Raw genomic sequence first — 12,003 nt, 5'->3', positions numbered from 1 at the left:
TCGTGCCTAGGCCAGAAACGCGCGAAACCGGCGCTGCGCGATCAGGAAGAAGACGACGCCGATCAGCGTGAGCGCGACGAGCTGCGGCCAGACGGCCTCCAGGCCCGCGCCGCGGAACAGGATCGCCTGCGCGAGCATCACGAAATGCGTGTTGGGCGCCGCCAGCATGATGTCCTGGACGAATTGCGGCATGCTCTCCCGCGGCGTCATGCTGCCCGACAGGGTCTGCAGCGGCAGCAGGATCATGATCAGCAGCAGCCCGAACTGCGGCATCGACCCGGCGACGGTGGCGAGGAAGATGCCCATGCTGGTGGTGGCGAAGAGCTGAAGCGCCGCGCCGACGAGGAACAGCGCCACCGAGCCATCGATGGTAACCGCCAGCCACCCCTTGACCACGAAGATGATCGACAAGGCGGAGGCGATCAGCACCACCGCTCCCATCGACCAGATCTTGCTCACCATGATTTCCAGTGGCGTGACCGGCATCACCAGCAGGTGCTCGATCGTGCCGTGCTCGCGCTCGCGGATCAGCGCTGCGCCGGTCAGGATGATCGAGAGCATGGTGATCGAGGTGATCACGTGGTCGATGGCGCCGAACCAGGACTTCTTCAGTTCCGGGTTGAACCGCGCCCGCAGCGCCAGCTCGATCGGTGCGGCCTGTGCATTGCGCGTGTGCGCCAGAAATTCCGCGATCTCCGCGCTGACGATCTGCTCGACATAGCCGCCGCCGTTGAAGGCCTGCGAGATCCGCGTCGCATCGACGTTGAGCTGGATCGCGGGCGATCTCCGCGCCAGCAGGTCGCGCTGGAAGTCCGGCGGTATGTCGAGCGCGAAGGTGTCGAGACCCGCGTCCATCCGCCGGTCCATCTCGTATTGCGAGATCAGGCGCGGCTCGGAAAAGTAGGGTGGCGTGAACGCCATCTCGATGCGGGTCGATATCGGCGAATGGTCTTCGTCGACGATGGCGATCGCGGCGCGGTTCAACGTTTCCGGCAGTGCCTTGGCACCTGCATAGACCGCCAGCGTGAAGGAGTAGACGATGAGCACGAGCAGCATCGGGTCGCGCACGAGGCCGCGCAATTCCTTGATGCCGAGCTGAAGCACGTTGTCGATGCGCATGGTCAGCGGGCCTGTTTCTTCAGCAGCATTGTGCCGGCTGCCACCAGCACCGGGATCATGACGGCGAGCGCCAGGAGATCGTTGTGGAGAGTCTCGAAACCGAGCCCCTTGGAGAAGGTGCCGCGCGAGATCGTGACGAAATAGGTGGTGGGATAGAGCCGCCCGACCAGTGCGCCCAGGCCCTGGAGCGATGAAACCGGATCGATCAGCCCGGAATACTGGATGGCCGGGATCAGCGTGATCAGCACCGTGCCGAACAGCGCCGCGATCTGGCTGTTCATGAAGGCCGAGATCACCAGCCCCATGCCGGTCGTGGCGGTGACATAGAGCAGGGCGGCGAGCGCATAGGTCGGAAAGCTGCCGGTGAAGGGCACGCCGAAGACGGCGAGCGCGAAGCCGACCAGGAGCAGGAAGTTGCCGAATGCCAGCACGACATAGGGCAGTTGCGTGCCGAGCAGGAATTCCAGCCGCGTCACCGGCGTCACGTAGAAATTGACGATCGAGCCGAGCTCCTTCTCGCGCACCACCGCGAGTGCGGCGAGCACCGCCGGAATCATGATCAGGAGCAGCGGAATGATTCCGGGCGCCATGGCGACGACGCTTCTGACGTCGGGATTGTAGCGGTAGCGGAGCTCGAGCTTGTAGGAACCGGCGATCGCCGCCTCGCCATAGAGCTCGCGGCCCTTCTGCGCGAGCCAGGTGGCGTGGATCGCCTGGGCGTAAGAGCGCAGCGTTTCGGCGCGGGTGGGGTTGGCACCGTCGACCCAGGCGCCGATCTCGACATGGCGACCGCGGCTGACGTCGCGGCCGAAGCCGGGCGGCAGCTCGATGGCGAGGCCAATCTCGCCGGCGCGCATGCGGCGGTCGAGATCGGCGTAATCCGTGATCGGAGGCTTTTCGGTGAAGTAGCGCGACCCCGCGATCTGCAGGCTGTAGTCGCGGCTGATGGCGCTGTCGTCGCGGTCGAGCACGGCGAAGGTCAGGTTCTCGACGTCCATGCTGATGCCGTAGCCGAGCACGAACAGCAGCAGCACACTGCCGAGGATCGCGAGCGTCGCGCGGATCGGGTCGCGGCGCAGCTCGAGCGCCTCGCGCCGGGAATAGGCCAGCATGCGGATCGGATTGAACGTCGCGCTGCTGCGCTTGCGCGGCGGCGTAGCGGTCGCAGCCGGCGCGGGCGATGCGGCCGCAGGCGGGCCGGCTGCATCCGCCGTGTCAGCGATCGCCTCTTCGAGGCAGGCGATGAAGGCCTGCTCCAGCGTGGCGGTGCCGCGCGCGGCCACGATCGCGGCAGGCGTGTCCGACGTCAGCACCTTGCCCGCGTGCATCAGCGAGATCCGGTCGCAGCGTTCGGCCTCGTTCATGAAATGGGTCGAGACGAAGATGGTGACGTTGTCCTTGCGCGAGAGCTCGGCGAGAATCTGCCAGAAGCGGTCGCGGGCGACGGGATCGACGCCGGAGGTCGGCTCGTCGAGAATGAGGATGTCCGGCGCATGGATCATGGCGACCGCCAGCGACAGCCGCTGCCGCAGGCCGAGCGGCAGCGCGTCGGGCAGGGCGTCGGCCACCTCCGCAAGATCGAACCGGGTGATCATCTCGTGGATGCGCGCGGCGATAGTCTCCGCCGGCAGCCCGAACAGCCGCGCATGCAGATCGAGATTCTGGGCGACCGTCAGCTCCGAATAGAGCGAGAAGCCCTGCGACATGTAGCCGATGCGGCGGCGCACGGACATATCGCCGGCATCGATCGCATTGCCGAACAGTCGCGCATTGCCCTCGCTCACGGGCAACAGGCCGGTGAGCATCTTCATGGTCGTGGTCTTGCCGCATCCGTTCGAACCGAGGAAGCCGAAGATCTCGCCCTTCCTGATGCGGAAGCTGACATCGTCGACAGCGACGAAGTCATTGAAGCTCCGGGTCAGGTGGTCCGCCTCGATCGCGATCTCGTCATGGTCCGCGCTGCGCGGCGGGATGACGACGCCGGTGTGATTGCCGCGATCTGCCTCCGGCAAGAGGCGGATGAAGGCGTCGTCGAGCGTGTCGGCGCCGGTCTGACGCTTGAGCGCGGCAGGCGTTCCCGTCGCCAGCACGCGGCCGGCGTTCATCGCGATCAGGAAGTCGAACTGCGCGGCCTCCTCCATATAGGCGGTCGAGACGATCACGCTCATGCCGGGCCGGCTGCTCCGGATCGAGGCGATCAGCTCCCAGAACTGGCGCCGCGACAAGGGATCGACGCCGGTGGTCGGCTCGTCCAGGATCAGCAACTCGGGATCGTGGATCAGGGCGCAGCACAGGCCCACCTTCTGCTTCATGCCGCCGGAGAGCTTTGCGGCCGGGCGGTCGGCGAAGGGGGTGAGCCCGGTGTCGCGCAAAAGGCCAGCGATCCGTCTGCTTCGTTCCGCCTTGTCGTGTCCGAACAAGCGGCCGAAGAAGTCGATGTTCTCGAACACCGACAACGTTGGATACAGATTCTTGCCCAGCCCCTGCGGCATATAGGCGATATCAGGGCAGACCGTACGGCGATGGCGCGAGCTCGCCATGTCGCCGCCAAGCACATGGATGCGTCCCTGCTGGATCTCGCGAGCGCCGGCGATCAGCGCGAGCAGGCTGGATTTGCCGACGCCGTCGGGTCCGATCAATCCGATCATGCAGCCGGACGGCAGGTCGAGGGTAATGCCATCCAGCGCGCGGGTCTTGCCGTAGCTCAGGCCTACGCCTTCGAGATGCACCACGCTGCCGGGCCCGGCCGGTGCGTCGGCTGCGGCAGTCGCGCTCATCGGGTCACTTTGATCTTGAGATTGTGGGGCCATTGCGCGGCCGGATCGAGCTGCACATAGGCCATGCCGGGCAGGCCGGTCTTCACATGCTCGATGTGCTGGCGCAGCAGCTCGGGCGCGATATGCGCCTTGATGCGGAACATCAGCTTCTGGCGTTCCTCCTCGGTCTCGACGGTCTTGGGCGTGAATTGCGCGACGTCGGCGACGAAGGTGGCCTTGGCCGGGATCACGTATTGCGGGATGGCGTCGAGCACGAGGCGGACCTCGGAGCCGATCGCGACGCGGCCGGCATCCGCGGTCGGCAGGAAGAATGTCATGTAGACGTCGCCGAGATCGACCATGTTGAGGACGCGGCCGCCGGCCGCGAGCACCTCGCCCGGCTGCGACACGCGATACTGGACGCGGCCTTCGCGCGGCGCCTTCAGCACACTGTCGTTGAGGTCGGCGTTGATGCTTTCGATCGCGGCCTTGGCGGCGTCGACCGAGGCGCCGGCATCGATCACCATGGCGCGGGCGGAGCTGATCGCGGCCTCGGAGGCTGCGACCTGGGCCTGGGAGGCGGCAAGCGCCGCCTTGGCCGTGGCGTTGGCCGAGCGGTCGTCGTCCAGCACCTGCTGCGACACCGCATTCGTCCTGATCAATTGCTCGGAGCGATCGAGCTTGCGGCTGGCGGTGTCGAGCTGGGCGATGCGCTGGTCGACCACGGCCTCCGCAGCCCTGCGTTCGGCCTCGCGCTGGTTCACCAGGCTCTTCGCGGTCTCGACATTGATGGATGCGCGCTGGAGCTGCGCTTCGGCCTGGCGGCGCTGCGCCTGCAATTGCTCGGTGTCCATCCGCGCCAGAACCTGGCCGGCGTTCACGAAATCACCTTCGTTGACCAGGATTTCGCGAATCCGGCCAGGCGTCTTGGTGGCGATGTCGATCTCGACCGCTTCGATGCGGCCGTTGCCGCGGGCAAAGCCTGCCGGCAGCGTGTTGGAATCGCGGTGCTGCCAGTAGTAATAGCCGCCGCCTGCAAGCAGGATGGCGATCGCGGCGATGACGCGGCCCGGAGTGAAGTTCATCTGTTCATAACGCCGCGCCGCGGCGCCCACATGTTGAGACACGAATGGCCGGCCGCTACGGATCTCTCCGAGGTGGAAGCCGCGCAGCCGAAGCTGGTCCAACATTGCCGCGATTGTTGCAGCGCAACTTGATGCAGATCAGATTGCGCGATCGTTGCCTCTGCCCAAGGTTCAGGCAGTCGGCTGGCCCGGAGCGCTCTGGCGACGCCTAGTGGATCGCCGCGTACATGATCCTCTCTTCCGTCGCGTCCAGCGCGGAGAATTCCTCCACGACCTTGCCCTGGCGTGAGACCAGGATGCGGTCGGAGAGCGCCATGATCTCGGGCAAATAGGACGAGATGACCACGACGGCCTTGCCCTCGTCGGCCAGCTGGTTGATCAGCTCGTGGATCTCGACGATGGCGCCGACGTCGACGCCGCGGGTCGGCTCGTCGAAGATGATCAGGTCGGGCTCCTGCACCAGCGATTTGGCGATCACGACCTTCTGCTGATTGCCGCCGGACAGCTCGACCACCTTGCCGTGGTCGCCGATGGCGCGAACCCTGAGCTTCTCGATCCAGGTCTTGCCGATGGTCTCGGTTTCCCGCCGCGACAGCATCATGCGGCCCTTGGGAAACTTCGACAGAAGCCCGAGATAGATGTTGCGCGCGATCGAGGACGTCTCGAAGAAGCCCTCGACCTTGCGATCCTCGGTGACATAGGCGATGCCGGCCTTGACCGCCGGCGCCGGCACCCGGTAGCGCACCGGCTTGTCGTGCAGCAGGATCTCGCCGCCGTGGAAGAAGTCGCGCTTCAGCACGCCGGAGACGATCTTGAACGTCTCGGTGCGGCCGGCCCCGACGAGGCCGAATACGCCGGTGATCTGCCCTGCGAACACCGACAGCGAATTGTTCTTCACCATCGGCGCCATCTTCAAATTCTGCACCGTGAGCACGCGCGGGCCGGCCGGCCGCACGCTGCGCTTGCGTGCGCCGTAGAGCGTGTTCGACAGGTCGCGGCCGACCATGGCCTGTACGATCGCGGCGCGGTCGAATTTGGCGGCGTCGTCGGTCACGACATGCTTGCCGTCGCGCAGGACCGTGATGCGGTCGGCGAGCAGCAGGGCCTCTTCCAGGGCATGTGAGATGAAGACGATCGAGACACCGCGCTTCCTGAGGTCGCGGACGAGGTCGAAGAAGTACTTCTTCTCCTCCGGCGTCAACGACGCGGTCGGCTCGTCGAAGATGATGACCTTGGCGCGGTGCAGAACCGCGCGCGCAATTTCCACCATCTGCTTCTTGGCCGCGCCGAGACCGCTGACCGTGGCGGTCGGCGTGACGTCAAAATTGAGCGATTGCAAAAACTGCTGCGCGGCGATGTAGATTCCGCGCAAGCGGTTATAGAACTTCTCCTGCCCGAGGAATAAATTCTGCGCCACCGTCATGGTCGGCACCAGGCTGTTCTCCTGAAACACCATGGCGATGCCGAGATTGCGTGCCTCCAGCGGCGTCCTCGGTGCGACGTCCGCGCCGTCGACCGTCATGGCGCCCGAGGTCAGCGTCACCACGCCGGCCATGACCTTGGTGAGCGTCGACTTGCCGGCACCGTTCTCGCCGACCAGCGCGTGGATCTCGCCGCGGCGCAGGTCGAAGTCGACCCCGTCGATGGCGGGAACGCCGGCGTAGAGTTTTGTCGCCTTGCGCAGCGAGAGCATGATGTCGCTCATTGGCAAAACTCCTCGGCAAGGCCGGCCAGCGGCAGTCGCAGGACACGGCCAGGTCCCTTGGCGATCAGGACGAGGTCGTCGCCCATCTCGATGGCCGCAACGATTCCGTGATTGACGCCGTCAACCCGGCTGTGCAGCGAATAGAGCGGCTGGCCATCGGGGTTGAGACGGATGACGAGTCCGTAGGATCGCGGCGGCGCCCACGGCTTGATGACGCCCATGGTCTTGATGTGCGCGCCCTGCATCGGCTCCTTGAACGAGAGGCCTGAGCGCAGGCGCGGGGCAACCCAATACGCCGGATCGATCTCCGTCATCATGCGGCGGCGATAGGCCGGCTCACGCAGCACGAACTCGATGAGCTGGGTGCGCGCGGTGAAGGCGGTGAGCCAGTAGCCGCCGCCCGCGGCTCTTGTCAGTCGCGACGGATAGACGGGCAGGTGGGCGAGCACGATCCGGGGCGATGCGCCCGGCGTCACCAGAACGAGGCGGTGGCGCCAGCTCTCGCTGACAAGCACGCCGTTGCCATGCGCGCAGGCGCCGAAGGCATGGCCGAGCCCCTGGGCCAGCGCCGTCACGGATTTGCTGCCGGGATCCAGCCTGAACACGCGGCCGCTCCGGTTCAGCTCCATCAGGTCGCGCGCCCAGTCGTCGACGCCGCATGTCGCCGAGCCGTCCGTCGCAATCAGCGTGTTGTCGCCCGCCGGCGCGAGCGCGTTGACGGCATTGAAGGCGGCGTCGGCAAACGTCACGCTTGGCTGTTCGGCCGAAGGGCTTGCGTAAAGGCGCACCTCGCGTCCCCCGAGCGCCACGGCAAGGCCGCCTTCGGGAAGGACACACAACGCCGAGATCGGCCGATCGAAGGTGCGGATCTCCGAGGGCGAGCCGCCATTCAGGCACATCAGCCGCGGACCGTCCGCAATGAAGAGGTTGCGGCCATCGGTGGCGAGGTCCTCCGGCGCCTCGCACGTCAGCAAGGTGTCGGCGGCTTCCAGCTTCTGGTTGGGCTTCAAGGCACCGTCGAAGGACGGCACCGTGATGGTGGCTTCGCCGCGCCCGAGAAAGCGGTTGGCGAATTCCCTGACGGCTGCGATCACGACAGCTTCCCCCACCGCTTGTCATACTGGACGAAGTCGGGATCGGCGTTGTCGAGCTTGTAGCGGCCGATCCGGTTGTTGGCGATGCCGCCGAGATAGAGGTAGCCGCGATGCTCGCGCATCGAGGTGATCATCGGATGGTTTTCGCCGCGCAGGTCCCAGAACGATTCGAGGATCTTGCCCTGCTCGTTGAACTTGACAACGCAGCCTGTGTTGATGTTCGGGAACAGCCACTCGTCGACCGGCACACGCTTGGCCATGCGGCGCCGGAAGCCGGGCATCTTCCAGGCGAGGTCGAGCGAAGGGCTGCGCATGCCGACCAGCGCCAGCCAGTAATTGCCGTCGGAGGCGAGGTTGATGTTGTCGGGGTAGCCGGGGAGGTTGTCCATCACCACCTCGACCGCGCCCTTCTTCGGTCCTGCGAACCAATAGCGCTTGATCGAGCAGCCAAAGGTCTCGGCGAACAGGATCGACTGGCCGTCGCTGGCCACGCAGATGCCGTTGGGAAATTTGAGGCCGCGCAATTCCGTCCGTGTCGCGCCGGTCCTGGTGTCGTAACAGATGATGCGGCCGTTGCCCCGCGCCTCGAGGCCATCGATCGGCCACTCGTCCATCTCGTAGCGCACGGTCGCCTCGGAGAAGAAAATGAGGCCGTCGTCGGTGATGTCGAGGTCGTCGGCGAGCCGAAGGCGGCTGTCGTCGTTGACCGAACGCATGCTGCGGTTGGTCTCGTCGGTCGCCTTTTCCACGGTGCCATCGGGCTTGATGCGATAGAGCCCCATGCCGCCGATGCAGATGTAGAGATTGTCCTCGCGATCGAAGGCCATGCCGAGCGGCTGGCCGCCGATATGGGCGAATACTTCCATCTTCTGATAGTCGGGCGCGAGGAAGCGGATGATGTCGCCGTGGCGCGAGCCCGCATAGAGGTTGTCGTGGCGATCGAGGATGACGTCCTCCGGCGCCTCGATGCGGCCAAGGCCGATCAATTCGACATCGCGCAGCTTGTCGTTCTGCTCGAACGGGCCGCCCTGCCCGATCTCGGTCGGGGGAGGCGGCGGCAGCGCGTGGTAGGTCGGGGCGACGTAGACCTTGCTGATGATGCGCGTCCGATTCTTCTGCCAGCGGATGTCGACCATCGCGGCGACGAGCAGGATGCCGGCGAGCGCCATCCGGTTGACGCCGCCGCGCGCGTTCATGGTCGTGAGACCATTGGTGATCAGGAGCACGATCAGGACCCCGACCGCGGATTTGGCGACCGAACCCTTGCCGCCGCCGAGCGTGATGCCGCCCAGCACCGTCGCGGTCAGCACGATCACCTCGAGGCCGACGCCGATGTCGCCGCCGACGGTGCCGAGCCGGGAGGCGAAGAACAGCGCGCCGATGCTGGTCAGCACGCCGCTTGCGACGTAGCAGAGCGCGATCGTGCGACGGACGGGAATGCCGGAATTGTACGCCGAGCGGCGCGAGCCGCCGATCGCGGTGATGTGCCAGCCGGGCCGCAGCCGCGTCATGAAGATATGGCCGAAGATGGCGATGACGATATAGACCAGCGCTACGGTCGGGATGCCGAAGATGCTGCCGCCGCCGATGAAGTCCCAGGACGGGATGTCGGGGAAGGCCGACGCGATGGCGTTGGAGTAGCGCTGGATCAGGAGGTCGTAGGCCGAGCGGTAGATGATCAGGGTGATCAGCGTGGTGATGAAGGCGCGCAGCCGCAGATAACCGATCAGGACGCCGTTGACGGCGCCGAGCAGCGCACCGCAGAGCAGCGTGGCGGCCACCACCGCCGGGACCGGCCAGCCCAGCACGTCGAGCAGATAGAGCGCGCAGAAATCCGTCAGTGCGAAGATCGAACCGACGGACAGATCGATGCCGCCGACGATGACGACCAGCGCCAGCCCGAGCGCGATGAAGCCGATCTCTCCGGCCTGGCGCGCGGTGTCGGCAAGGCTCGCCGGCGACAGGAAATTGTCGATGGACCGGCTGAGCGCGAGGCCGACGATCAGCAGCAGGATGACCGGGATGGCCGTCTCGGTCCATCGCTTGGACAGGATTTCGCCGAGCAGATGATCGGGCCAGTAGCGGTAACGCAGGCTTGTCAGGGTGTCGCGCATCGGCATTCCAGCGGGGCATGGAAAATGTTGGGAGCGAGGTCCCCGAGACCGCAATGGCCCAGGGAACCTCGAGCGTCAGCGTCGAACTATTTCTTGAGATCGCTGAGATTCCAGCAGGCGGTCTGGCTGTCGGCGTTCTCCTTGGTGATCGGAATCAGCGTGGTGTATTCCGAGCCCTTGACGGAGCCGGGCTTGACGCCCGACGAGAGCAGCCATTTGATCGTGCCTGCCATCTGTGCCGCCTGGGTCGGCACGTCGTAGCTCATGTTGAGATCGAACGCGCCCGACTTCACCAGTTCGCACGCGCCCTTGCGTTCGCCGCCGCCCGAGGTGGCCAGGAATACCTTGCCGGTGAGCCCGGCTTCCTTCACGGCCGCCGCCGTGCCGATATCCATGCCGTCCCAGAAGCCGACGATGCCGCAGAGATCGGGGTTCTGCTTCAGCACCGTTTGCGTGATCGCCTTGGCCTTGGCGGCGTCCCAATCGGCGGCCTGGCTCGACACCACCTTGATCTCGGGATGCTTGGCGAGCACGTTCTCGACGCCTTTGAGCGTATAGGCGCTGGCGGCCGCCGACAGCGCGCCCTGGATGATCGCGATCTTGTTCGATTTGCCCTCGCAGGCCTTGACCACGCCTTCGGTCTGGCGTTCGCCGATCTCGACCCAGTTGGCACCGACGAAGGCGGAGCTCCGATAGGCAGAGCCCATGTTGATCTGGATGACGTAGATGCCTTCGTTCTCGGCGCGCTGGAGCAATTTGGCATAGGTCTGCACGTCCGGATTATGCACCACCATCACCGCCGGCTTCTCCGAGATCAGCGAGGTGACGGCCTGCGCGCCGGCATTGGTGTTCCAGTTGGCGTCGCGGATCACGAACTTGACGCCGAGCGGCTCGAGCTCCTTCTTCAGGCCGGCATACCAGCCCTCGGTGAGGTCGAAGTTCATCGCGACCGGAACATAGGCCACGGTCTTGCCGGCCAGCGCTTCCTTGAACGGCTTCTGGAACGGCTCGTCCAGGCCCTGCTGGGCCAAAGCCGGTGCGGTCATGGCCGCAAGGCCCAGTGCTGCAACGATGGCCTTTGTCGGGCTGCCGAGATGCTTCATTGCTTCCTCCTTGGTTGTGGTTGTCGTTATCTCGTTGGGTCGGTCAGATGTCGCCCTGCTGCGCCGTCTCCTCGTTGCGCGGATTGAGGAAGGAATCGGTGATGACGGCGAGCAGCAGAACCACGCCCTTGATGAGATTCTGCCCGGCGTAGGAGATGTCCATGATGGTCATGCCGTTGAGCATCGTGCCGATCAGGAGCGTGCCGATCACGACGTTCAGGACGCCGCCGCGGCCGCCCGATAGCCCGATGCCGCCGAGCACGACGACCAGAATGACGTCGTAGATGAGCGTGGAGTTGAAGATGCGGGTCGGCATCGAGTTGACGGATGCAGCCAACACGAGGCCGGCGAAGCAGCCGATCAGGGCGGCGATCACATATTGCAGGACGATGATCGGGCGGGAGGGAATGCCGGTGACGCGCGCGGCGAAAGGGTTGTCGCCGATCGCATAGATATAGGCGCCCCAGCGCGTCTGGCGCAGCAGGAAAGCCACCACGATGCAGGCGATCGCGAACATGATGATCGACGTCGGGATGCCGAGGATCGTGCCCTGTCCGAGCCGCTCGAAGCCGTCCATGCCGGGGCTCCACTGCACGACGTCGAGCTGGAACAATGCGGCCTGCCCGAGACCGGCGAGGAGCAAGCCGGTCGCGAGCGTCGCGAACAACGAGGGAACCTCGGCGTAGGCGATCAGCCAGCCATTGACGAGTCCGAAGGCAATCGTCAGCAGCACGGCGGTCAGGAGCGAGGCCGGCAGCGAGTGGCCGTTCTGCACCATCTGCAAGACCAGCCCCGGCGGCACGGCGAGCGCGGCGATCAGCGAGATGTCGATGCCGCGTCCGATCACGACGATCGCCATGGCAAGGCCGAGGATGCCGAGCACGGAGACGTTCTGGAGCAGCGTCAGCATGTTCTCCGGGGTGAGAAAGCCGCGCAGGAAGATCGAGAATACCAGGAACAGCAGCGCGAAGACGGCGAAGACGATCTCTTGCTGATTGAACCGGAAACGCTTCATCGCCTGGCCCTT

8 protein-coding genes are annotated in these 12,003 nt (G+C 65.5%); all 8 read right to left on the bottom strand.

Annotation, left to right across the window (positions count from 1 at the left end; all coding sequences use genetic code 11):
• Positions 1-6 precede the first annotated feature (6 nt).
• The gene (locus BJA_RS39970; RefSeq protein WP_011090598.1) at positions 7-1,119 is read right to left on the bottom strand and encodes an ABC transporter permease; all 1,113 of its coding nucleotides are present in this window, start codon (positions 1,117-1,119) and stop codon (positions 7-9) included.
• A gap of 2 nt (positions 1,120-1,121) precedes the next feature.
• Positions 1,122-3,896, bottom strand: a complete 2,775-nt coding sequence (gene rbbA / locus BJA_RS39965) for a ribosome-associated ATPase/putative transporter RbbA (protein ID WP_063921557.1) — start codon at positions 3,894-3,896, stop codon at positions 1,122-1,124.
• A complete protein-coding gene (locus BJA_RS39960) occupies positions 3,893-4,960 on the bottom strand; it encodes an HlyD family secretion protein (protein ID WP_038966136.1) in 1,068 nt (355 codons plus the stop codon). Before BJA_RS39960 ends, rbbA begins: the two co-directional genes overlap by 4 nt.
• 208 nt (positions 4,961-5,168) lie before the next feature.
• On the bottom strand, positions 5,169-6,665 hold the full coding sequence (locus BJA_RS39955; protein ID WP_011090595.1) for a sugar ABC transporter ATP-binding protein: 1,497 nt from the start codon (positions 6,663-6,665) through the stop codon (positions 5,169-5,171).
• Positions 6,662-7,759, bottom strand: coding sequence for a hypothetical protein (locus tag BJA_RS39950; RefSeq protein WP_038966137.1), 1,098 nt, complete (start codon positions 7,757-7,759; stop codon positions 6,662-6,664). Before BJA_RS39950 ends, BJA_RS39955 begins: the two co-directional genes overlap by 4 nt.
• Complete coding sequence (locus BJA_RS39945; RefSeq protein WP_011090593.1) at positions 7,756-9,879, bottom strand: ABC transporter permease; 2,124 nt, start codon at positions 9,877-9,879, stop codon at positions 7,756-7,758. Before BJA_RS39945 ends, BJA_RS39950 begins: the two co-directional genes overlap by 4 nt.
• A gap of 80 nt (positions 9,880-9,959) precedes the next feature.
• Complete coding sequence (locus BJA_RS39940) at positions 9,960-10,976, bottom strand: sugar ABC transporter substrate-binding protein (RefSeq protein WP_011090592.1); 1,017 nt, start codon at positions 10,974-10,976, stop codon at positions 9,960-9,962.
• Positions 10,977-11,019: 43 nt separating this feature from the next.
• The gene (locus BJA_RS39935) at positions 11,020-11,991 is read right to left on the bottom strand and encodes an ABC transporter permease (protein ID WP_011090591.1); all 972 of its coding nucleotides are present in this window, start codon (positions 11,989-11,991) and stop codon (positions 11,020-11,022) included.
• Between the last annotated feature and the right edge of the window lie 12 nt (positions 11,992-12,003).

Source organism: Bradyrhizobium diazoefficiens USDA 110 (assembly GCF_000011365.1).
GTDB classification, from domain to species: domain Bacteria; phylum Pseudomonadota; class Alphaproteobacteria; order Rhizobiales; family Xanthobacteraceae; genus Bradyrhizobium; species Bradyrhizobium diazoefficiens.
Note: the sequence above shows the minus strand (reverse complement) of the source record. Positions and strands in the feature narration are given on the sequence as shown.

What these genes read in the sequence shown, in the direction of transcription:
- BJA_RS39945 (WP_011090593.1), bottom strand. Translation starts at nt 9,879, where the DNA reads ATGCCGATGCGCGACACCCTGACAAGCCTGCGTTACCGCTACTGGCCC.
- BJA_RS39935 (WP_011090591.1), bottom strand. Translation starts at nt 11,991, where the DNA reads ATGAAGCGTTTCCGGTTCAATCAGCAAGAGATCGTCTTCGCCGTCTTC.
- BJA_RS39970 (WP_011090598.1), bottom strand. Translation starts at nt 1,119, where the DNA reads ATGCGCATCGACAACGTGCTTCAGCTCGGCATCAAGGAATTGCGCGGC.
- rbbA (WP_063921557.1), bottom strand. Translation starts at nt 3,896, where the DNA reads ATGAGCGCGACTGCCGCAGCCGACGCACCGGCCGGGCCCGGCAGCGTG.
- BJA_RS39955 (WP_011090595.1), bottom strand. Translation starts at nt 6,665, where the DNA reads ATGAGCGACATCATGCTCTCGCTGCGCAAGGCGACAAAACTCTACGCC.
- BJA_RS39960 (WP_038966136.1), bottom strand. Translation starts at nt 4,960, where the DNA reads ATGAACTTCACTCCGGGCCGCGTCATCGCCGCGATCGCCATCCTGCTT.
- BJA_RS39940 (WP_011090592.1), bottom strand. Translation starts at nt 10,976, where the DNA reads ATGAAGCATCTCGGCAGCCCGACAAAGGCCATCGTTGCAGCACTGGGC.